The organism is Methylomonas sp. EFPC1, assembly GCF_016925515.1.
Classification (GTDB): domain Bacteria; phylum Pseudomonadota; class Gammaproteobacteria; order Methylococcales; family Methylomonadaceae; genus Methylomonas; species Methylomonas defluvii.
The window spans coordinates 135,993-159,411 of the sequence record NZ_CP070494.1 but is presented as its reverse complement, the minus strand read 5'-3'; the positions used below and the strand labels follow the sequence as shown (position 1 = coordinate 159,411).

Here is a 23,419-nt window from a genome sequence, read left to right as displayed (position 1 = left end):
GCGTTTGCCTATATTGCAAGGTTTATAAATGTTGTAAATGTTCGATACAGGCATCGTAAGGATGCTGTTTTAAATAACTTAGCCAATTCGATAAGCGATTAAAGTTATCGCAGGCTTTTAGATCACGAAACAATCTTTTAAAGCGTGGATCGTGTTTGCTGGTAGTCGTTTTGGTTTGTTTTTGCAAGGCGCTACGCTCGCCGGGTAATTGGTAGTTACTCAAGTCGATATTGGCTGTATTCGCTTCATCCAATAGCCATTGCTCAATCGGCGGATGCAAAATCAGATAATGGTGTTTATCTGGATGCTTGTACAGTTTTAAACCAGACTTATCTGAAATTAAGTTCAATTCATTTAAATAAGGTGTTTTTTTTTTGTCATCATCTAACACGCCTACCGCAAAACTGTCGGCAAAACGTTCGCGCATGACTTTGGTTACTGTGCTGCAACCATATTGATGATTGGATTTGAAAATGTCTTGCACCAAAGCTTCGGTCAACATAGTATCGATAAAACACTCAGGCAAAATATGATTATCCATGTTGCGTGAATCGCTCGTAGTTAAAAAATACGTCAATGCCATAATCGTAGACTTCGCTTAATTCGGTATCGGTTAAACGGTTTATAACGGTTTGGCCATCACGATAATCGACAATAAATATGGCTAATTCCTCGCGGCTTTGCTCCAAAAACGCATTCAGCACATAAGGACTATGAGTGGCGATAAAGAACTGGTTGGTTTGCGCGGCAATCACTTCCTGAGTGATGTGAGCGATGTAGGGCAGAAAGCAGTGCGCTTCCGGTTCCTCAAATAACAGGATCGCATCGGTGTTAGAAGCAATTGCAGCTTTGAAAAATACAATCCGTTGCAGGGTGTCGGCGATTGAGGTAAATGGCAAAGAAACAACTGAATTGTCATCTATCTCTTTTATAATTCTTAATGTGTGATTGGTTTTGTCAAACAGTAACTTAAGGCGATACTCTTGAAATAGTTTAGATAGCTCTTTCTTTAATTGGCCTTTTTGCGCCACTTGAAATAAATTGATACCGCTAGGCGGTATTAGTTCTTTTAGTGAATGCTTATCAAAATAAAATGTGTTTGGAAACTTATAGTATCTAAAGTTTGATTCGCAAAATATCTGTTCGTGATATAAAACACTAAGCTCTTGATTGACTTCCAATGAGGTCTGTCCGGAATATGATGATCCCGAGCTTATGCTTATTGTGATCTGCTCTTTATGATCTATCTCTTCGAGTTTTATAGAAAGAGAGCTGTTTTTGTCTGTGTTAATCTCGATAGTGTTTTCGGTATTTCCGTCAAAGAACATTTCTTCCAAGCTGTCTAATTTGACAAATTGAGTAATTTTATCGCTTTGACTATATCGAATATAAGGTAGCGAAAATAACCCAATCGCCTCCAATATATTCGATTTACCGACATTGGGCTTTCCAATCAGCACATTAATTCGCTTGCAATCCGGCAATGTCACGTCTTTAAGCGACTTGAAATTACGAATCCGTAATGAATTGAAAAACACGCTCACGCTAAGTTCCGCTTAATTGCCGCACATCGGAAAACCCAAACTTTCGCGCCGTGCGTAATAGGCTTCGGCGACCGATTTGGCCATGTTACGCACCCGTAGGATGTAACGTTGACGCTCGGTGACCGAGATGGCGTGACGGGCATCGAGTAGATTAAAAGAGTGGGAGGCTTTTAAGACCATTTCGTAAGCCGGCAGCGGCAAGTTTTTTTCCAGCAGCATCAGGCATTCACGCTCGTAGGTGTCGAAACATTGGAATAGGAAATCGACATTGGCGTGATCGAAGTTGAACTCGGACATTTCCACTTCGTTTTGATGGAACACGTCGCCATAGGTGACCACGCCTTGCGGACCGCGGGTCCAGACCAAATCGTAGACGCTTTCGACGCCTTGTAGATACATCGCAATCCGTTCCAGGCCGTAAGTAATTTCACCGCTTACCGGCCGACATTCCAGGCCGCCGACTTGTTGAAAGTAGGTAAATTGGGTGACTTCCATGCCGTTCAACCACACTTCCCAACCCAGCCCCCAGGCACCCAGCGTTGGCGACTCCCAGTTGTCTTCCACAAAACGGATGTCGTGTTCCAGCAAATCCAGGCCCAGATGCCGCAATGATCCCAGATACAACTCCTGGATATTGTCCGGCGAGGGCTTCATGATTACCTGAAATTGGTAATAATGCTGCAAGCGGTTGGGATTTTCCCCGAAACGGCCGTCGGTCGGGCGCCGCGAAGGTTGTACGTAAGCGCTGTTCCAAGGCTCTGGACCAATGGCGCGCAAGAACGTGGCGGGATGAAAGGTACCGGCGCCCACTTCCTGATCCAAAGGTTGCAACAACACACAACCCTGATTCGACCAGTATTCCTGTAAGGTCAGAATCAGGCCCTGAAAAGTAGAGACATCGTTTTTGCTAATCGACACGTCGGGAGCCACTTGATAGATAAAAAATGAGTTTATTGTACCTGAAAAGTACTCGCTAGACAGGCGCCAAGGGGGCTTTAAAGAATCCCGCTCAAGCCTGCTAACATCGCTCCAGGCAAGCGGAATCTGTGCGCTCTGGATCCCCACTAGCGTCCTCACAAGCCGGAATGCCATACCGACTTACTCAACCGCCAATAATAGTAGTTTTCCGTTGCAAGACATTCAGCCAATATTCCTTCTCCGCCAATAACCGGGTAAGATCAGCCCCAGAAAATAATAACTATAAAAATAAGAGGGTGGATTATGCAAAACCCCAGCCGGAATCTTCCGGGTTACAGGCCGCTAAAACGCCTGCGTACCGCGCTGGCTATTGCCCAAGGCGCCGGACTGTTGTCGACCTTGTTGCAAGAGCTGGAAATCACCGTCTCGCACGACCAGACCAAGCGCGTTACTTACATGACCGGCTTGTACTCGCGCATTCATCGCGAAATGTTCAGCGATTGGAAGGAACAGCCCACAGTCACCCACCGCCCCGGCACGATGCCGGATGCCGATAAACGCAAACAGTTCCGTGTGGCTATCGAGCGCTTGGTGCTGGATGGCGACAGCAATAGCGATACGGCAATTTTCGATAACAATGGCTTTGTGATTCATAGCGAGGACATCGCCGAGCGACTGGCCAACTTTTATCATTCCTTGCGGATCATTCGGCCTTATGGCTACGGCAATCGGATGACGCTGGATTTTTTCATTACCGCGCTGGGTAACCTGCCGGCCTTCAAAGCCGTCTACGAACAAGGCATCGATTTTCGCCGCCTAACTGCCGAAGACGCTTTGGTACTGCACGATCATAATAGTCAACACCGGGCGCTGAGCCGCGCCTTTACGCACGCCCTCGATCCCAGGCGCATTAAAAGCCTGCACAACCAAGCCAACCGCTACGGCAAATGGCCGGAAAACAAACGCTTTCTATTAGGGATTCCGTTTCTGTCGCATACCACCAGCGACGGCATCGAATGCCTGATCACAGTGACGGGCGGTCTGGTGCCGCTGAGTAGTATTACCGCCGAACAACTGATCGCCGGCCAGCATTTTGCCGACAACCCTTTGAGCGTGTCCGAGCACATCATCGGCTATCTGCCGGGTACCGAAGATTTGCGCGCCCCTGGCAAATTCGAGATCGATGCGATCCCGATTCGTGAAGATGGTGTTGCGCCGCTGTTTTGCCTGGACGTGAATATGCTCACCGGCTTGCGCTCCCCCAGCCAAGCCGAATTGATGGATTTACTGAAGCAGTGCGCCGGCGAGCAAGCCAATCTATTTTTATTGGCGGACAACGAAGCCTTAAAACAAAAAATGCTGGTCGCCGCTCGTCACGAAGTGCGCTTGCGCCGTACTGTGGAAATTGCCTACGAGCGCTTAGCCAAAATCACCCGCATTTTAATCGCCGCGAGAGACGCCATTTTCGCCGGCAAATCCCCGGTAGACCAACCGCATTTTCTGATGAGCATGGGCGGCGCCGGTGCAGGCAAAACAGCGGTCGAGGAAATCGCCACGGCGCTGTGCGGCGACAATTTTGTCATCGCCTCCCTGGACGAATTCAGAAAGCTCAGCGATCTATACCGCTTGCTGACCGCCGCCAATCATCATAGCGACGACTACGTTTACGTCGAACCGTTCGCCAACCGGCTGCGCGACCTGGTAGCGCAACGGGCACGCGAATTGCGGATCAATATTCTGTACGACGGCACCGGCATTCCCTATCATCCGCGCTATTCGACCGCCATCAAACACTTCCAAACCGCCGGCTTTCGTACCCAGATCGCCGCCGTCGATGCATTTCTGGTGAAGCCGGTCGGGCGGGAACTGGAGTTGTCGCGTTCCGGTGTGATCGGCAGCGTCAAATCGCGCTTTGAAGCCACCGGCCGCGCTTTGCCCTGGGTGGTCACCATCGACAAACACATCCGTTCGCCGCAAGAATTTCTAAATGCCCTTGAAGACACAGCGCTGGCGAAAATTTCGCTGTTTGCCAACGACGGTGAGCGGGATAAGCATTACTTGGTGGCGGAAAGTGTCTTGCTTAGCGATGCCGAGCTGGAGCAATTGCAACAGCAACAGTTGGCCGGCCACTTGGTCGGGCATCTACTTGAGTTTATCCGCCAACATCCGGATTCGGTGTTGAAAAGCCTGACCGGCGATTGCGAAACCCGACTGACCGCGCTGATCGCCCGGAACCCGGACTTGAGCGAAGACAACGTCGGCTATTTAATCTACAAAGGCAGCGAAAGCAATCGGGTATTACTGGTTTACCATCTGCGGCGCTTGATCGATTTTATCGAGAAACGCCAGCTCAACCCCAATGCGTCCGGCGAGGACGGCCTGCTTCACAAACCGGTGGCGCTGGCATTTCATGTTGACCCGAATGCGAAAGACGCTTGGATTACCCGATTGCAAGGGACGCTGGAATAAATTCAACCTTTGTTACTGCCCTTTTGGGAGGGTTGTGAGTGATTTGCTTAGCCTATAGAATGAATCATCGCTTTTTAAATCATGAGGAATCTTGCAATGAAATCGTTCGTTTTAAGCAAATCGTTTTTAGCTGCCGGGGCATTGCTGTTATCCAGCGCCCAGGTCTTTGCGTCGCCTATTAGCTTGGATTTTACCCGTGTTACTAATAACAGCAGTCAAAACGTGGCTAGCCAATTTAGTGTTAATGTATTCAATCAAGCCGATGCTTTTTCAATTTTGAATCAAAGCATTGGTGCCACTGACGTGTTATTCACGTTTAAAAACGCTGTGGGAATTGCTTCCAATATTGCCGAAATCTATTTTGACGATAGCAATTTTCTGCTGTCTCAATATGCCCCTTTTCTGAATCTTGGTGGCACTACCGATTTCGGTACTACCCTGAACCCAAGTAATTTGCCAAGTGGCAACACAATCGGTTTTGTTGCAACTTCTGGTTTTGGTGCCGATGTTAATCCAGGCAATCCTAATAATGGGATCAACGCCAGTAACGATTTGCTGGGTATTCGTATAGCCTTGCAAACTGGCGTTAGCTTTTTGGACCTTGGGCGCGGCTTGCAAGACGACTTATTGCGCATCGGCTTACATGTCAGATCAATCGGTGCGGACGGAGAAAGCGATTCATTTGTTAGCAACGGTGAAACGGCTGGCGGCGGCGGTTTAGGTTCTCCGGTTCCTCTGCCAGCAGCGGCCTGGATGTTCTTGACTGGTTTGGTTGGCTTTTTAGGCCTGCAACGCCGTCGGACTGCAGTTTAAACCTAAGCATGGAATAATCGGCCCAGCTTAAAGATTCGCCTATCGGCGTTCTTTCTTTTGCCTTTTATCTCTTAACGAAGAAGATCCCTCGCTCCAGCCGGAGGGGAGGGATTTTTTTGCGCCAAAAAATGTGGCCTGTCCCCGTTATGCAGAACAACCGGCAGTTAGATTTGCCGTTAGCCGATTTGCTTGCTACATTTCCAGCACTAGTTAAATCCGGTAGCCCGATGGAGGCCTTAATGCGGATACCTCACTTGTTCGATATTCGCTGGCTGGGCTGGGTTACGGCCTTTCTGCTGGTTTTATCGGCTCAAAGCCGCGCCGCGCCTAGCGACGATCCGGATATTCTGACCCGCCGTGGGCAACAGCATCCCTCGACAACCGAATCCGCCACAGCACCAACGCTGACGCTGAGCAAGCCGGCAGGCGGCTGGACCAGCGGACTGCAAATCACCGTGGCTGGCACCTGTTCCGACCCAAGCGCCGATCCGATTGTGGTCAACATCAACGGCGTGCGTTACTACGTGCGCAATGCCAACGGCAGTTTCTCCCGAGCCTTTCCGGCTGCCAAGGGCAAGAACACCGTCATCGCCGAATGCGCTAACAGCGCGGGCGTCGCCAAAGCGTCGACCACCGTCGATGCGGTGATTGCTTCGATTGGCCTGAAAGTGGTGCTGACCAGCGACAGCGACGGCGTCTACACCGATTTGCATATCTACGAGCCGGACAACAGCCATATGTATTGGGCGGACACCAACTCCAACAGCGGCGGCATCTTCTTTTTAAATCAAAACGGCGACAACTTTGATCAGCCCGGCTACGGGCCCTATCTGTATGTGCATCCGGCCCCGCCGCTCGGCGTGTTCCGCATCGACACCAATTACTGGCCGGGTGGCGCGGTGCAGCATACCGTGGCTAATCTGGATATTATCCTCGACGAAGGTTTACCCACAGAAAGTCGGCGCCGCGTGCAAAAACCGCTGGCCCGGCCCGGCGAAACCAAAACCCTGGCCTATGTCGTTATCCAAGGCAACCGCCAGCCGGCAAAAATCTATGTGCCTGGTCAGGATGCCGAGCGGGATATGCCGGTTGAAGTACAGGAATACATCAAACACGAACCCAAGCGGGAAGGCGAAGAAAACGGCGAAGACTTGGGAACATTGGAGCCGACTGGAACAGGGTTGGCATCTGCTCCCTCTCCTGCTGGAGAGGGTCGGGGAGAGGAGAATAAAAACAAGCCAATCTATCTGCCGCCGCAAGATGCCGACGCGTTGCGCCAAGTCGTCACCGACGTAGCCTTACTGCAAGCCCGCAAACTCAGTCCACTCTGGGAGCCCAAACAGCGCGACTGCGCCGGGCTGGTGCGTTTTGCTTACCGCACCGCTCTGGAGCCGCGCGACGCGGCCCGCACCGCCAAACTCGGTGTGCCGGCCAAACTGAAATTGCCGCCTTTATCCGAACAGGCTCGTAAAGTCATCCCGGACTACCCGCGAATCTGGCAAACCGGCCTGACTAACGGCCAGCCGCGCTACGGCCATTTTGCCGATGCCGAAACCCTGATCGGCTACAACTTTCGTTTGAAATCCCGTGACCTGGCGGCGGCGCGAAGCGGGGATTTACTGGTCTACCAAAAGCCACTGATCAATGATGAACCCTATCACTTGATGCTGTTCGCCGCCGGTCATCCGCAAAATCTGGCCGTATACCACAACGGTGCGCAAGGCGAAGCAGCCCAAGTGCGAGTAGTCAGCGTCGCCGAATTATTGCAATCCCCCGATCCGGTGTGGGTCCCCCGCGCTGAAAACCCCTATTTCCTTGGAGTGTACGAATGGAACCGCTTAGCCCCGCAAAACGCCTGACCGTGATCGTCTCGGCGGCGGTGCTGACCGCTACCGCCGGCATCGTCGGCTATCAGGATTATTCCCGGCAGCCGATAAGCCGCTTGATGCGCGCCGGTCTGCCGCTGTTGGATTTGACCGTAAAATTGCGCGACTCCGCCAATAACGATTTGGACGCCAGCACTTCGCTGGTCGGCAGCAACGACGAGGTGCCGGCCGGCGACGATCACTGTCCAGCTTTGACCGGTGGCGATGTTGGCTCTGGTACCACGATGGACATGACCGTGCAGCGTCCCGCCGATTGTCCAAAGCAGGCAACCTGGTATGTAAAGAAACATCCGGTGGCTTTTACCCTTAACTTCAATCAGGGCGAAGCATTTTTAAACTGGTGGGATGCGCAGCCGCAAGTGCAAAGCTTGCTCGGCAATCGCTTCGTGCAAGGTTTGTTTTTTGGTTTGTTACAAAGTCTGAAAGTCAAAGCCGAGCAACTCAATCTGGAAGGCCTGCAAGGCGAGTTTCTGACGCAACTGCTGCGCGACGCTGTCACCGCCAATGCCGAGCTGCATTACGACATGACCCATGCCAGCCAGGGTTGGGTCATCAGCTACTCGCGTAGCGACAGCCAGTTTGCCGATCAAGCCATGCCGGCCTTGGCCGGCGTGTTGGCAACGAGTGGTTACCGCCTCAATAAACTGCCGGAACCGATCCTGGAAGCTCGTATCGGTTTGCAAAAACTGTTTTTCACTCAATTCCGTGAGCGGATTTATCTGGCGCAAAGCCTGGAAGCGTTATTGAATGTGATCGACAGCATTGCCCCGCAAAGCCGCCGCAGCGACGCACCGCTGAGTGTGACTCTACGTAGCGAAGCCTTTATCGATAATTTGTTGCCGGTGCTGACCGGCGCGCCGACCTATCCGCTGCAATGGGATTTTGCGTTGAAAGACGGCGAACTGGGTACGCTGAATCTGCCGACCGCAGCCTGGCAAAGCCAATTGCACGGACAATTATTCGAAGGTGTGTTAGCCAGCATCCCGCATGACGCCTTTGCCGGCGTGGCTGCCAGTCTGGCCTTATCGCCCGATTTAACCACAGCCGACTGGCAGGCATTGGCTACAAAAGGCCCTTCTACCCAATCTCCTGGAGCCGAGCCGGCCGGCATAGGTTTGGTTTGGGATTTCACCGCCGATAGCCCGAGCGGCGCGGTCGGCATCATCGTCGCCAACCCTCAGCAGCCGCAAGCCAGCGCCGCTTATGCGCAATATTTAAAAGACCCGGACTTGGGCGTGGAATGCGCCGGTGGCAGTTTGTTCCTGGCGGCCAGCTCGGAAAGCCTGTTGACCCGGATGAAAGACGCCTGCAACAAACAGTCTTTGAGTCCGCTAGATTGGCAACGCGGTGTTGAAAAACGACGCTGGCAAGCCGCGCAACTGACTGCTTTCGTCAACCCCGGCGCGGCAGTGCGCGAACTGTTTCTAGCTGGCGGCGCGGGGAATGCGCCGGAAGCCAATGAGTTTGTCCCGCGCTGGCAGCAAGACTATGAAGCCGCCAAGGCCGCGATGCGGCAGGAGGGGGATAAGTTGTTTTACGGTTTGCCGATTTTGAGTTATGCGGGGAGGGTTGAGGGAGGTTCTGGTGCTGCTTTGGAAGGTAGGTTGGTAGCTCAAGAAGGTGGGAAATGATTATTTTGAATTCGCTTTTTGGTTTGTTATTGGTGGTGGTTGGGATTTCCTTTGTCGTTGCCACTGGCTTTTTGAATGCTGACGACTCAACTCCCTCTCCTGATGGAGAGGGTTGGGGTGAGGCGATTCAAAACTTGGTTTCATTTTCTCTCTTAGAAGGTGTCGCTAGCGCGACGGTTTATTTAATGTCGGTTCTCGGACCGACAGCCGAGGTACTTTCTTTTGCTTGGCCAAAAGAAAGTACCCAAAGAAAAAGCCACCCGGATGCCGCTTTGATCCTGCGCGCCAAAGCTTTTGCCGAGGGTTTTCGGAAGGGGCTTCCCAGCCCCTCCGAAAACGAGCGGCATCCCTGCCGCTCCCCTATCGGGCTGATCTCGGCAAAAGCTTCGGTGCTCGGCGCGGCATACGGGACAAAACCACTGGCTGCCATGCGTTTTCAAGAAAAAATTGAATGCCAATTGTTATAAAGCCAAAAACCGATGGGAGCGATAGCGTAGACGCATAACCAAGCGGCTTCTAAAAATGAAGGAAAAAACGATGGGCTGCTCACCCGAACGAAATATAAAAACAAAATGCCGGGCCACAGAAAACAAATAGTCGCTAACACATCTGTTTTTAAGCCAAATATTGGCGGAAGACCAATCCATAAAATGAGAAAACCGAAAATTAGATAAATAGCTGAAAAACCAATAACGACCCAACCTTGCGGAGTTGACAGTAATGGGCCGCGAAGAAAATCAGTTATCGGGCTATGCAGGTGGTCCATAAATCTTTTCCATATTTCAACAGGAAATCCAATGTTAGTTCAGTTTGCTGATGTAAGTGCCAGATTTCTGTCCCGTATGCGGCGCCGAGCACCGGAGGCTTGGAACGGATCAGCCCGGCAGGGGCGATGCAGGGATGCATCGCGTTTTACGCAGGAGCTGGGAAGCCCCTTCGGAAAACCCCGTTCCAAGCCTTCGGCGCGCAGGAAACAAGCGGCATTCGGGTCGCCTTTTCTTTGGATACTTTCTTTTGGCGATGCAAAAGAAAGTATCTCGGCTGTCGGTCCGAGAACCGACGTTAAAACACCCGTCGCGACAGCGACACAAAATCCCAATGCCCTACTCAAAGCCATCAGCCATTTCTTACTGCTAGTACCATTACTAACCGCAACCGCTTCATGGGCCGGCAGCCCATTCTATTTAACCGCCGAACGCAGCTTCACCAACACCGAGGCCCCCAACATCCGCCTGGACTACACCCTTACCGACCAGCCTATGCTGATCCGGGTGCTGAAAGCCAACAATCTGGAATCCTTCCTGGACGGCCAGTTCAACGTCAGCCGCAGTTACGAGCAGCCGGTCAGCGAGCTGAATCCTGGCCACTATTTCGCCAAAGGTCTGAACAATGCGCAATCGCCGCTGCAGTTGTTGCGCGGCATGTTGGATGTAGAGTTTCGCAAATCCTTGAAAGAAACCAACTTCAGCGGCTCTGTGCTGACAGTCACCGAAAAGCCGCTGGTGTCGGTGCCGCAGCAGGTTTTAGTCGCGCCGCCTAAAGGTTTTAGCGTGGTTAAAGAGAGCTATATCGATTTGCTGCGCAACGGCCAGCAAACCCACGATTTGGGTTGGTGGTTTAACGAAGACACCTGGAGCGAACATCGTTATAAAGTCCGGCAGATTGCACTCGATCCGTTGCCGGACGGCATTTATTTGCTACAAGCGGTGCAAGGCAAGAACGAAGCGCAGTGCTTGATTCAAGTCAGCAGTCTGGCGGTGCAGGTCAAGCAATCCAGCGAGCAACTGCTGGTGCGGGCGATGAACCGCGACTTGCAACCGCTGACTGGCGCCAAAGTCAGTTATCGCGATGGCCGTGGCCGCTGGCAAACCTTGCCGGCCAACACCAACGCCGCCGGCGAATTGAGCTTTAACAGTCCGGATGGGGTGTTGGACGGCAAATTGCTGGTACGTGTCGATGCGCCGGCTGCCAAACCCGGCGATGCGGCACGCACCGCGTTGACCGCCACAGACTTTCTGCCGACGCAAGCCAAAGACGATGCGGTATTCGTGATGACCGACCGGCCGATCTTCAAACCCGGCGAGACTTTTTATTACAAAGGCATCGTGCGCAATTTGCAGGACGGCCAGTTGCGGATTCCGGCCTTTCAATCCAAGCAAACCGATGTGTCGCTGATTCGCGCCGACGGCAACGCCACCGGTTTGCAAGGCCAGACGCAGTTGACCGATTTCGGCTCGTTTTCCGGCAGTTTCGATCTGGATTCCAGCCAGACGCCGGGCTTGTATCGCTTACTGGCGGAGATAGACCACAAAGCTTACGGCGGCGAATTCCGAGTGCGCGATTACATCAAGCCGACGTTTTATCTGGAATGGCTGGACCATAGTCCGCTGGTACAGGCCGGCCAGCCGTTTAAATTAAAATTCCGCGCCAAACGTTACAGTGGCGGCGTGCCGCAGAACGTCAAATTCGAAGTATTTCTGTACCGGAAAAAGTTCGAAGCCCCGCAATTTGTGACTGAAGCCGGCGCGGGTTTAGCTGCTGGCAATGATTATTTTGGGCAGGTCAAATCCGCCGCGCCATTGACCCAGCCGCAACGGTTGTATAGCTCTATCGAAGAGCGCCAGGCCGTCGATGCCAGCAACCCTTGGGAAACCGCCGCCAAGCTGGATAAAAGCGGCGACGGTAGTTTCGAGTTTACCGTGCCGGCCGCCGACCAGGAAAAGCCGGATCAGGAATGGATTTATTCTTTAATGGTGCGCGCTCAGGACGCGGCTGGCGGCAATGCGATTTTGACCGACAGTATCTACGCCACCTTGTCCGAGGCGCAGCCGGCCGTGCGTTTTAATAAAACCGTCGCGGCGGTTGGGGATCAGGATTTGCAATTGCTGTTGCAATCCAGCTATGCCGACGGCAAGCCGGCCGCCAAAGCCGGCGGCGTGGTCGATGTGATGCTGGAACAGCCCGGTAGCAGCAAGCGCAGCCTGGTGAAACTGGATTTCGCGACCGACGAGCGCGGTCAGCAAAAACTCACTATTCCGGCCTTGAAGGAATTTGGCCGGCTCACTGCCGTCGCCCGTTTGGAAAGTCTGGATGGCCATAACTTGAACCATCCAGCCAGTTCTCAACCCAGCACCTTAATCGTCGCCGGCAGCGGCGGCGAAGCGGTGGCCGACAATCCGGAACTGGAGCTGTACACGCCCACCACCATCCTCAGCCCCGGCGAGCAAGCCAAGGTGTTTGCCTTGTTGCCTAAGGCCTGGGGCAATAACGAAAGCGGCGCCATCTGGGAAACCGTGGCCGGCGCGCGTTTATTCGACAGCCGTAGCGCACAGGCCCAAGGCCGCAGTCGCTGGTTTGAAGTAACGACCAAACCCGAATACGGCACCGGTTTTTACCACACCGTCACCGTGCCGGTGGCCGGCGGCAAGTATAAGGAGCAAACGCTGGGCTTCAGAATCGTGCCCTGGGAAAAACGTTTGCAGATTGCCATCGAACCAGAAAAAGCCGAAACCGAGCCTCTGAAACCCACCAAGATCAAGTTGCAAGTCAAACGCTCGGACGGCAGCCCGGCGGCGAATACCGAAATCGCGGTGTCCATCGTCGATCGCGCTGTGTATGCGGTGCAAGCCGAGTTCCGGCCCGGCATTTTCGACTTTTTCTATCCGCTGCAACGCAGTAACCTAGCCACTTTCTACTCCGACGATCTGCAAGGCTACGGCTACGCCGACTTGTTGCGTAAACCCAATTTCTCGCTCAGTGCCTTGAAGAGCCAAAGCAAGTTGGCGAAAAAAGCCATGCGCGACACCGCCGGCTGGTTTCCGCATGTTGTCACCGACGCGAAAGGCAGTGCCATGATCGACGTGGATATGCCGGCCAATGTCACCGAATGGCTGGTCACGGCGGTCGCCAGCGACAAGGATGGCCGCATCGGCGAAACCACCGGCCAATTCCGCAGCGTTACCGATGTGGCGGTGGACATGGTTGGGCCGCAATTTTTGCGGCAGGGTGACGAAGTGGACGTAGCGGTGAAACTGACCAACCACTTGGCCCAGCCGGTGAAACTGACCGGCAGCATCAGCTTGCCGGACAGCTTGCCTTTGCAAATCGGCGAGACTTCTCCCCAATCCGAATTGGCTGCGAAAGCCGAGCAACTGTGGCCCTTACGCTTAACAGCCAACGACCGGCAAGGCGCGCCGGCGCTGAAGGTGGCATTGACCGCGCCGGCTGGTGTGCGCGTCGGTGGTGCCGAGGAATTCGAAATTCCGTTAAAAGCCGCCGCGCTGCCGCAGGTTTATAGCAGCGTTCAGCAGGACAATCTGCTGCGCGTCGATTTACCTGCACAATCCCAGCCGCGGCAAGTGACGGTACGGGTCAATTCCGGCCTGCTCGGGGCTGCGCTGCAAGCGGCGTCTATGCTGGTGCAATATCCTTACGGCTGCACCGAGCAGCTGGCGCACAGCACCGTGCCGAATCTGGTGTTAATGGATTTAATCGAACGCGCCGGCCTGAAACCCGAGCAATTGGGGCCGCTGGAAAACACTTTGCAACGCGCCAAGCAGAACGCGGCGCTGGGTGTGCGTAAATTGATTCAAAACCAAAAATCGGATGGCGGGTTTGCCCTGTGGCCCAGCGACAGCGAAGCCACCGTGCCGGTGACTTTGATTGCGCTGCAAGCCTTGAAATACGCCAACGACTTGCAAGTGGAAGGCGTGAATAACGCCTATTTCAAAGGCATGGATTGGCTGAACAATCACGCCGAGAGCAACGCGGCGGCGGATGGATTTGTGTTGAGCGGCTTCGCGACGGTTGGTTATGCTTACAACGCACCATGGCAGCAGCAGGCTGATTTTGTCGAAAAACTGCTTGCCAATGTCCATGCCGAGGCGAGTGATCTGATAGCCGCGCTGCGTATCGTCAAGGCTTACGAAAATCAAAACTGGCATAGCTTTAACCAGCAATTCAAAGACCGTCCGCAGCTGAAAAATGACTTGGTCAAACGCTTACAACTAGCGTTGGATGCCATTGATCCGGCTAGTTATCAGCAGCAGCGTGGCGAGTTGTATAACAGCTTGGGTTTTGGATTTGGCGTGCCCAGCCTGATTTCTGCCGGTTTGGGCACATTAAACGAGGCGCAGGCCTTGCCGCCGGCATTGGAAGCCAAACTGAAGCGTTTGCTGTTGCAAACCCAGCAAAACGGCTACTGGCAATCGACTTACGATACCGCTCAGGTGATCTTCAACAGCCGCGAATTGTTGTCTAAGGAAGCGGCGGCAGGGGCCAAGCAGAACGCCCGCAGCATCTCGGTCAGCAGCAAAGACGGCTTTGCGTTGGGTGCATTGCAACGCATACCCGGCGGCTATCTGGGCAACTTCAACCGCTTTGGCGATAGCCCGGACCTCAGTGAAATTCATCTAGCTGAGTTGAATGCCGACGAAATCGCCAGCGCCACAGTCAACGTCGAAGTACCGTATCCGGCGGTCACTGCTCGCGCTGCCGGTCTGGAGGTACAACGCAACTTCCGCCGCATCACCGCCAAAGGCAGCGAGTTGATCGATATGAGTCAGACCTTGAAACCCGGCGATGTGGTGGTCAGCGAAGTGCACATCAAACGTAGCGCCGCCGGCCGACCGGCACCCGGCAGCGAGTTTGTTGTCATTGAAGACGGCATCCCCAGCTTGGCGGAAGGTCAGGAAAACGATGAAACCTACCTGGCCGACGCCAAAATCCAGCCCAAGGACGACAGCTACTGGGCCAATATCAAGGAAACCCAACGCTACCCGGACCGCATCGTCCGCGTTGCCAAACTACAAGCCGGCGGCGAGTTGACCTTGTATCAGGTCTGGCGCGTCGCTAGAGCCGGCAGTGCTTCAATCCCGCCGGCGAGTGGTTTTGATATGTATAACGAGGCTGTGCAGGGGAATAGTTTGGCGGGGCGGGTGAGTGTCAGGTAGGTAACCGTTGGACAATCATCCCACCGATTTATAGCCTAAGTGACCAAGAATGCTTGTGTGCTATGATTTTCGCTCTAGCTAGACTTGGTAAATCAACACCATTCATATAAATTCCCTCGATACCGGCTAGGTATCTAGGGTGAAACGTATACATAACGGCCGATGGCCAGGGAGCAATATGACCAATTATTATTTAAATTCCAGTTTGCTTGTTGCCTGCTTGCTGGCGACGAATGCCGCCCAAGCCGATCCAACCTTTCGCCTAACAAATCTGGGTACTTTGGGTGGCTCGGCAAGTTGGGCAACAGCTATTAACGCGAACGGGCAAGTCACCGGTTCAGCGCAAATCGCTGACGGCAGTTACCGGGCTTTTATTGCTGATCCTAATGGGACCATGCGAGAAGTCGTAACACCTAGCGGTTTTAATAGTTATGGGCTTGACATTAATAATGCTGGTCAAATAACTGGCTATTTGTTAGACACAAGCAGCAAAAGGCGTGCCTTTTTAACCAATGCTCATGGCGCTTTATCCGATCTTGGCACCTATGGTGGTAACAGTAGCGTTGGCCTGGGGATTAATGATGCTGGGCAAGTCGCAGGTCAAGTTATTCACAATACCGGCGACGCCAATGCCTTTGTGGACAACCCGCCCGGATATTATGTTTGCTGTAGTAGTTTCAGTTCAGGGAATGACATTAATTCTTCCGGGCAAGTTGCTGGTTTTGATTATTCTAGAACCCCTTATTATTTTTCTGAGACGAACTACGGTCATTTTACCCATGCTTATATTTTCAACCCTAACGGTCAGCAAATAGATTTGGGTACGTTGGGCGGAACAGCGAGTTGGGCAAGCGCTATTAACGACACAGGCCAGGTAACGGGTTACGCTTACACAAAAACCGGAAAGACCCATGCATTCTTGACGGCAGCAGGAGGCCAGATGGTCGATCTGGGTACATTCATTCCAGACATAGGTGAAAGTGAGGGTGCGGATATTAATAATTTAGGACAAGTAGTTGGTAAAGCCAGCATTTCTTACACATCAAATTATGTCAATGGCCAGCAACTTGGCGGATACAGTTATCACGCATTTACTACGCGAGATGGCGTAATGACAGATCTGAATTTGCTTATAGCGGAAGGGGGCACTGGTTGGGAGCTGCTTTCGGCCGATGGCATTAACGACAATGGTCAAATCGTGGGGATGGGAATGTTCAACGGCTTGCAGCGCGCTTACCTCTTAACGCCAATCGCAGCAGTCCCAGTACCTTCTGCTGTTTGGTTTTTCTGCATTGGGTTGAGTTGGTTGGTATTTTCGTTTCGTAAAAATAGAAATTTTGTTCAGTCTAAGCAAGACTGAGTAGAAATCCAACAAGCAGTAATTATAAAACGCGAAGAGGTAACCGTAGAGTGCTATAGGCACTAGCCACATGCACCGAGTCTTTGTTTGCGAATGGGTGCAATACGCTTACGCTATTGCACCTTATACGGTCTGACTGGGTAATATAAACAGGTATGGCCTCAAACCATTCGCATAATACTTATACCATACTCGACCATCCTAGGGCTTGCTTGCATTATTAAGCGCTAAATTTCGCCTTTCTCGACCACCGGCATGATCCAGTAATGGATACCGGACCCGGCAAATTCGGACTTCAATTTTTCCAGCAAGGCGGAAATAGCCATTTTCTCGGCGTAAATCTGAAAGCGCGCGGTTTGCTGATCGGCATCGTCGGCTTCGGTGAGAAATTTGGTGATCTTATGCTCACCGGTATCGCTATGAAGCAGCTCTTCCTCAAAACTGGTCAGGCACTCCATCATCGGCCCCTCCATGATAGGCGGCACGATAAATGAGATGGAGAACTGTTGATGATGCACGGTTCGAAAAAAATCATCTTCGCTGTTAAAACGATCAGACGCATTTTTTATCACTTGCAGATACTTACCGCGCCTGCGATCACCCTTGCGCTTTTCGATAATATCGGCAGACACAGGCGTCTGATTTTGGCGAGGGTCGTTGTACCAACTACGGTGGTAATAAGGCCTAACCACCACCATTCTGCCGTTAAACCGGCGATTTTTTAAACCTTTAACAACTCTTTGCACGGAAAGCTCAGAATCCAGCGTTACCACGCCATGGTATTCGATAGTGCCTATGCGGGTATCCTGTAAGGCCAGAATCTGCACATCGACTATACGGCCGGATTTTCTGAACAAGCCGCGTTTCAAAGCAGGGGCCACAAATTCGGAAATTTCAGTATGCCTGGTATTAGCAGGAATGCGACGCAAAAAGATATTCATAGGGCTATGTGTGGCAAGGAAAATAGCTCATTCAAAAATGATTAACCGCTGTTCGTCCGAACTGTAGCATCCCCAGTCGCTTTCTGCATGCTTTATGCTTAGATGATGCCTTGTTCGATAGCCGGTACCAGCCAATAATGCAGGCCGGAACCGGTAAAATCCGCCTTTAGCTTAGTCAATAATGCAGAAATGTTTTGTCTTTCGACATACATTTGAAAACGAATTTTGCGTTGATGTCCGGCAACCTGCTCTGCCAGCGACAAACCCTGCTGATTGTGATCGTGAACATTGGCCGGAAAACTGGTGAAACCCTGCGACCATTCCAATGACAGCAAACAATCGACCAGCGCTTCCTCCAGACTGGGCGGCACATTCACTGTCAGTAAAAACGCTTCGTGACTCATCAGCAACGCTCCGGATGGCGACCGAATAATTGGTAAAGTATCGGCAACAAAATTAGTGTTAACAAGGTTGAGGACAACAGACCGCCGGTAACCACAATAGCCAATGGCCTCTGAATTTCTGAGCCGGGGCCCGACGCAAACAGTAACGGAATCAAGCCGAAGGCAGCGATGCTGGCTGTCATCAGTACCGGCCGCAACCGCCGCCCGGAACCGATAATCACCACCCGCGACAATTCCATACCGGTTGCGCACAGCTGATTAAAATAGCTGACCATCACCACCCCATTCAATACCGCAATACCGAGCAGGGCGATAAAACCCACTGAAGCCGGCACCGACAGATATTCACCGGACAACCACAGCGCGAACACCCCACCTATCATGGCCAGCGGGATATTGGACAGCACCAGCACCGCCTGCCGCACCGAGCCGAAGGTGGAAAACAGCAACAGAAATATCAAACCTAAAGATAATGGAATCACTAGGGAAAGACGCGCGGAAGCGCGTTGTTGATTTTCAAACTGACCGCCGAACGCCACATGAAAACCGCTGGGTAATTGAACACGCTCGGCCACCGCCTTGCGCGCCTCTTCAACAAAACCAACCAAATCGCGGCCCTCAACATTACAGCGGATCACCACGAAACGCTGGCCTTTTTCCCGGTCTATCGACACCACGCCTTCTACCGCTTGAATTTTCGCCACTGCGGTAATCGGCACATGCTCACCATTCGGCAAACTGATTTGTAAATTCTCGAAGTTGGCGGTGTTACTGTCGCCGCGCAGCAGCAAAGGCGTGCGTTTCACCCCCTCTTGAACAATACCCAGTTGCACGCCTTCGATCTGCGCGCGCAACATATCTTCGATGCTATTACTATCCAACCCGAACCGGCCGGCAGCTTCTCGATCAATGCTCAACTGCAGAAACTGCATGCCTTCATTTTTACGGGTAAACACATCACTGGCGCCGGGGATGGTCTTCAGCACCGCTTCGATTTGTTCGGCTTTATGATTCAACGTATCTAGCTCGGCGCCGAATAATTTGATCGCCACGTCACCGCGCGTTCCCGTTAACATCTCCGAAACCCGCATCTCGATGGGCTGAGTAAAACCGAAGGCTATGCCCGGGGTGTGATCCATAATCTTGCGGATTTCTTCGATCAATTCTTCCTTGGTTTCCATCCGCCATTCCGCTTTGGGCTTCAGGATCAAAAAGGTGTCAGTATCGTTCAAGCTCATCGGGTCCAAACCCAGCTCGTCGGTACCCACCCTGGAAACCACGGTCTGCACTTCCGGGATATGCTCGAGGATGTTTTTCTGCACCCGGCCATCCAAGGCCACCGAATCCAGCAAGGTAATAGACGGCAATTTTTCCAGCTGCACGATGATGTCGCCTTCGTCCATCGTCGGCATGAAAGTACTGCCGATCTGGGTGAAGACCAATACGCTTGCCGCCAACATCGCACCAGCACCGATAAACACCTTTTTGCTGTTAGTCAGACACCAGGCCAGAATAGGCTGATACCACTGCAACAGTTTGCGCGGCAACCAGGGTTCTTCATGCGACACCTGTTTCAGCAACAGCGATGCCAGTACCGGAATCACCGTCAATGACAAAATCAAGGAGCCCGTTAAGGCAAACACGATAGTCATCGCCACCGGCCCGAACAACTTGCCTTCCAGTCCCTGCAAGGTCAGCAGCGGTAAGAACACGATGACAATGATCAAGATGCCCGACGTCACCGGCACCGCTACTTCGCGGGTAGCGCGATAAATTAGATGCAGCCGCGGTAACCTCTCGGCCTTTTGATGATCGGCCAGTTGCGTAATCACGTTTTCCACGACCACCACCGCACCATCCACCAACATCCCGATAGCGATAGCCAGACCGCCCAGACTCATCAAGTTGGCGGACATACCGAAAGCGTGCATCAGGATGAAGGTCACCAGCGCCGCCAACGGCAAAGCCAATGCGACGGTCAGGGCCGCGCGCATATCGCCTAAAAACAGAATCAGCAGTACCACTACCAAAACAATGGCTTCCAGTAGGGCTTTGGAAACGGTGTTCACCGCCTTGCCCACCAACACCCCCCGGTTGTAGAACACATTCAGGCGCACGCCTTCCGGCAAGCTTGGTTGCAATTCCGCCATCTTACTTTCCAGTTGCTCGATAGTTTGCCGAGCATTGGCGCCGCGCAAACTGAGCACGACCGCTGTCACGGCTTCGCCGTCACCGTCCTTGCTGACCGCACCATAACGTGTCAACGCGCCGATTCTGACCTCGGCAATATCGTCCACTCGCGTCGGCAGGCCCTCGTGCTGCGCCACTACAATGGCTTTCACATCCTGCTCGTTCTTGATACGGCCTTCGGCGCGCACAATCAACGCTTCCTCGCCTTCGCTCAACCGACCGGCACCGTCGTTGCGGTTATTATTTTGCAAAGCCGCTTTTAATTGCTCGGTATCGATATTGCGAGACGCCATGCGGATATTGTCGGGCACCACTTCAAAGCTGCGCACCAGTCCACCCAGCGCATTCACATCCGCCACGCCGCTGACGGTACGCAGAGCAGGGCGGATGGTCCAATCCAGTAATTCTCGCCGTTGCATCAGCGTTAAATCGCCACCCTCGATGGCGAACATGAACATCTCCCCCAGCGGCGTGGTCATCGGCGCGATACCGCCCTGCACACCCTCCGGCAAATTACTCCACAAGGCGTTCAACCGTTCCGCGACTTGTTGCCTGGCCCAATAAATATCCGTGCCTTCTTCAAAGTCCAGCGTAATATCGGTAATGGCATATTTAGCCAGCGAGCGCAGCATGGTTTGATGCGGAATGCCCAGTAACTCAACTTCAATCGGCGCGGTAATTCTGGCTTCCACTTCTTCCGGCGTCATGCCGTTGGCCTTGACGATGATCTTGACCTGCGTCGGCGATACCTCGGGAAAGGCGTCGATGGGGATGTGTTTAACCGCATAATAGCCGCCGCCTACCAGCAACAATACGCCGAGTAAAATCAGTAGCCGTTGAGTCAACGCAAAGCGAATTAACCCCGCCATTACTCGTCGCCTCCCAATCCTAACCAATTGGCTTTCAAGGCCACCGCGCCTTTTATGGCGATTTGCTCGTTGCCGGACAACGGTCCACTGATCAAGGAATTGGCATCCTGTTTACCGGTGACTGTCACTTCAGTCACCACAAAACCGTCTTGATTACGCACAAACACATAGGCGCGCCCTTCGTTCTGGGCAATGGCGGTATTGGGTACGACGAAGCCGGTCTCTGCGCTATTTTGCATGATCTGCACATTGACGTTCTGTCCCACGCGCAAGCCCTCGGCTTTGCCGTCAATCACCGCCCTGGCCAATACCGTCTGATTGTCGTAGTTGACGCTTTGGCCCAGCAGACTAATTTTGGCAGTGGTCTCGCTGCCTTTCAGCCGCACCGAATCGCCTAACCTGATGCCGCTCAAGCGCTCCTGCGGAATATTGATTTCCAGCCACAATTCGGACAAATCGGCAATCCGATACAGCGGTGCCTGCATATCCAAGCGGGCGCCCAAAGTGGTCAGACGCTCCAGGACCACCCCGTCGATGGGTGCGCGAATAGTCAAACGATTGTCCAGCTTGTGGTTTTGACCCAAACTTTTAATCTCAGCGGCCGACATGCCGGCCAACAATAACAACTGCCGGGCCTCGTCGGCCTTGGCCGATTTGCTGCTGTGCAACGTCTGGGTTTCCTGCCAGCGCCGCTGCGCAATCACACCTTCCTGCAATAATTTTTGATCGCGGCTGCGCTCTTGACCTGATAAATTCAGTTCGCTGGCAGCAGTTAAAAACGCTTGTTGCAATCCAACCAGTTCTGGGCTGTTCAACTGCGCCAATAGTTGACCTTTATGGATCTTGTCGCCGATATTGACCGGCAATTGGGTAACCAAACCGGGCTGGCTGCTACTGATCAACACCTCCCGATCAGCCGGCACCACTACTTTGCCCGGCGCGTAAAACAACGGAATTTGTTGGCTAGCGGTTAGCTGCGCGACTTTTATATCCAAATTGTCGATCTGCTGCTGCGTAATTTTGATCTGGGTATCTTGAGCAAACACGCTTATCGCCTGCGTCAAAAACAGGCCGAAGATTAACCGCCTCATGGCTGTACACCTACTGCTTGGTTGTAGAAAGCGATGTTGCGCTGTAATTTAACCTCCTGCAATTTGGCATTGCGAATCGCTTCCAGACTGCGAGCCTGGATTTTTAAGAGGTCCAGCAAGTTGATTTCGCCGGCCGAGAAGCTGATTTCGGTCATTTTTAGATGGGTTTCGGCGATTTGCTTCAACTCATTGGCGATTGCCAGCTCGGCGCGCGTCACTTCCAGAGCATGCTCAGCCTCATGCAGATTTTTCTCCAATTGCCGGTAAAGGTGCTCACGTTGCGCTTTGGCATTGTTCAGCTCCAGATTGACTTTGGCGATTTCCGGCGCGTTATAGGCATCGCCACCAAATAGCATCACCACGCCGACCCCAACACTCTCGATGTCTTGCCCGCTGCGGCCATCCCGCTGGCTTTTCGCACCTACACTGAGTTTGGGTTGATTGATAGGATCAGTGGTTTTGGTCCATTCAATTTCCGCCTGTTTCCGGTCGATGATGGCGTTGATAGCTTCCAGCATCGGATGGTTGCCGCTCACCGAGGTAATATCGCTTAGTTTTTCCTGATAATTGCCCGGCACCCGCGACAAGGTAGTCAAGCTGGCATAGGCTTTACGGCTATGCATCACTTCCGCTTCGGCTTGGGTGACCAACCCCCGGTTTTGCAGATATTCACCCTTGGCCAGCAACAAATCCGCGCGCGGCAAATCGCCCAATTCCACCCGGCGCTCGACTTTCTTCATCAATTGCTCGGAAATCGACAAGGCATTTTGCGCCTGTTGCAAACCTATATTGGCAATTTCCATATTCCATAAAGCATCTCTGATCAAGCGCGTGACTTCCAGCTTAACCGCCGCCGATTGCTTTTGCGCGGCAACGCCGGCCCGTTCCGCTACCGCCTGACCGGCATCGCGTTGCCCCCATTTCCAAGTCGTGATTTCGACTTGAGCAGAGGCTTCGCGCGAACCCAGGTCGTCGGCAATTCGGTCATCCATGTAATTCAATCCAACAGCCGTAGAGCCGGCCACCCAAGCGTCACTGCGTTCGGCTAAGGCATTGGCTTCCTGGGCCAAGGCTTCGCCGACCAGGCGATCCGGATATTTTTCCACGGTTATTTCGACTAATTGCGACAAACTTAGCGACGGATCGGTTTCGATAGGATCCATGTGTTCGACAATCAAATTCTCCGAAAACATTTCGCCGCGGGTCGCCGCCAAGCTCTCTCCGACAGGATTCATTTCGGCAAGGCAAGGCGCCGTAACCAGCAGTAAAACAGGTAAACCGCATTTTAGATAACGGTATCCATTCATGGAGCACTCCAAAGCAGTAATTGAATAGAACTAGCAACCAAACGC

At 52.8% G+C, this 23,419-nt stretch carries 16 protein-coding genes; 7 read left to right on the top strand and 9 right to left on the bottom strand.

All coding sequences use genetic code 11. The annotated features are described in order from the left end of the window. Window positions 1–22: 22 nt before the first annotated feature. From JWZ98_RS00695 to glyQ, 3 genes are read right to left on the bottom strand one after another with little or no spacing between them, the layout of a single operon-like run. Window positions 23–541, bottom strand: a complete 519-nt coding sequence (locus JWZ98_RS00695) for a hypothetical protein (protein ID WP_205452579.1) — start codon at window positions 539–541, stop codon at window positions 23–25. After that, window positions 534–1,544, bottom strand: a complete 1,011-nt coding sequence (locus tag JWZ98_RS00690) for an AAA family ATPase (RefSeq protein WP_205452578.1) — start codon at window positions 1,542–1,544, stop codon at window positions 534–536. The genes JWZ98_RS00695 and JWZ98_RS00690 overlap by 8 nt, the downstream gene beginning before the upstream one ends. Before the next feature lie 12 nt (window positions 1,545–1,556). Then, on the bottom strand, window positions 1,557–2,462 hold the full coding sequence (gene glyQ / locus JWZ98_RS00685) for a glycine--tRNA ligase subunit alpha (RefSeq protein WP_171697209.1): 906 nt from the start codon (window positions 2,460–2,462) through the stop codon (window positions 1,557–1,559). Between the two features lie 303 nt (window positions 2,463–2,765). On the opposite strand from glyQ, the gene JWZ98_RS00680 reads away from it, so the two are divergent. The 5 genes from JWZ98_RS00680 (at window position 2,766) to JWZ98_RS00660 (ending at window position 9,728) form a co-directional block, all read left to right on the top strand. Continuing rightward, the gene (locus tag JWZ98_RS00680) at window positions 2,766–4,931 is read left to right on the top strand and encodes a zeta toxin family protein (protein WP_205452577.1); all 2,166 of its coding nucleotides are present in this window, start codon (window positions 2,766–2,768) and stop codon (window positions 4,929–4,931) included. 96 nt (window positions 4,932–5,027) lie between these two features. Beyond that, a complete protein-coding gene (locus JWZ98_RS00675) occupies window positions 5,028–5,744 on the top strand; it encodes a VPLPA-CTERM sorting domain-containing protein (RefSeq protein ID WP_205452576.1) in 717 nt (238 codons plus the stop codon). A gap of 239 nt (window positions 5,745–5,983) precedes the next feature. Continuing rightward, window positions 5,984–7,603 carry a DUF1175 family protein gene (locus JWZ98_RS00670; RefSeq protein ID WP_205452575.1) on the top strand — a complete coding sequence of 540 codons (1,620 nt, stop codon included), beginning with the start codon at window positions 5,984–5,986 and terminating at the stop codon, window positions 7,601–7,603. Next, complete coding sequence (locus JWZ98_RS00665) at window positions 7,573–9,261, top strand: hypothetical protein (RefSeq protein ID WP_205452573.1); 1,689 nt, start codon at window positions 7,573–7,575, stop codon at window positions 9,259–9,261. The genes JWZ98_RS00670 and JWZ98_RS00665 overlap by 31 nt, the downstream gene beginning before the upstream one ends. After that, window positions 9,258–9,728: a hypothetical protein gene (locus JWZ98_RS00660; protein ID WP_205452571.1), complete on the top strand. Its 471-nt coding sequence runs from the start codon at window positions 9,258–9,260 to the stop codon at window positions 9,726–9,728. The genes JWZ98_RS00665 and JWZ98_RS00660 overlap by 4 nt, the downstream gene beginning before the upstream one ends. On the opposite strand, the gene JWZ98_RS00655 is transcribed toward JWZ98_RS00660, so the two are convergent. Continuing rightward, window positions 9,698–10,027, bottom strand: a complete 330-nt coding sequence (locus tag JWZ98_RS00655; protein WP_205452569.1) for a hypothetical protein — start codon at window positions 10,025–10,027, stop codon at window positions 9,698–9,700. The two genes, JWZ98_RS00660 and JWZ98_RS00655, sit on opposite strands and share 31 nt — an antisense overlap. 31 nt (window positions 10,028–10,058) lie before the next feature. Between JWZ98_RS00655 and JWZ98_RS00650 the strand changes: the two genes are divergently transcribed. Further along, on the top strand, window positions 10,059–15,212 hold the full coding sequence (locus JWZ98_RS00650; RefSeq protein ID WP_240348160.1) for an MG2 domain-containing protein: 5,154 nt from the start codon (window positions 10,059–10,061) through the stop codon (window positions 15,210–15,212). A gap of 178 nt (window positions 15,213–15,390) precedes the next feature. Next, entirely contained in the window at window positions 15,391–16,572 is a 1,182-nt protein-coding gene (locus tag JWZ98_RS00645; RefSeq protein ID WP_205452567.1) for a DUF3466 family protein, read from the top strand. A gap of 227 nt (window positions 16,573–16,799) precedes the next feature. Here JWZ98_RS00645 and JWZ98_RS00640 read toward each other — a convergent pair whose 3' ends face one another. The 5 genes from JWZ98_RS00640 to JWZ98_RS00620 all read right to left on the bottom strand — a co-directional run bounded on the left by JWZ98_RS00640 (window position 16,800) and on the right by JWZ98_RS00620 (window position 23,374). After that, on the bottom strand, window positions 16,800–17,513 hold the full coding sequence (locus JWZ98_RS00640) for a DUF3240 family protein (protein WP_033156866.1): 714 nt from the start codon (window positions 17,511–17,513) through the stop codon (window positions 16,800–16,802). Between the two features lie 98 nt (window positions 17,514–17,611). Continuing rightward, a complete protein-coding gene (locus JWZ98_RS00635; protein WP_101052728.1) occupies window positions 17,612–17,917 on the bottom strand; it encodes a DUF3240 family protein in 306 nt (101 codons plus the stop codon). After that, complete coding sequence (locus tag JWZ98_RS00630; RefSeq protein ID WP_205452565.1) at window positions 17,917–20,976, bottom strand: CusA/CzcA family heavy metal efflux RND transporter; 3,060 nt, start codon at window positions 20,974–20,976, stop codon at window positions 17,917–17,919. Before JWZ98_RS00630 ends, JWZ98_RS00635 begins: the two co-directional genes overlap by 1 nt. Then, entirely contained in the window at window positions 20,976–22,067 is a 1,092-nt protein-coding gene (locus tag JWZ98_RS00625; RefSeq protein WP_205452563.1) for an efflux RND transporter periplasmic adaptor subunit, read from the bottom strand. The genes JWZ98_RS00630 and JWZ98_RS00625 overlap by 1 nt, the downstream gene beginning before the upstream one ends. Then, window positions 22,064–23,374, bottom strand: a complete 1,311-nt coding sequence (locus tag JWZ98_RS00620; RefSeq protein ID WP_205452561.1) for a TolC family protein — start codon at window positions 23,372–23,374, stop codon at window positions 22,064–22,066. Before JWZ98_RS00620 ends, JWZ98_RS00625 begins: the two co-directional genes overlap by 4 nt. Window positions 23,375–23,419: the final 45 nt, after the last annotated feature.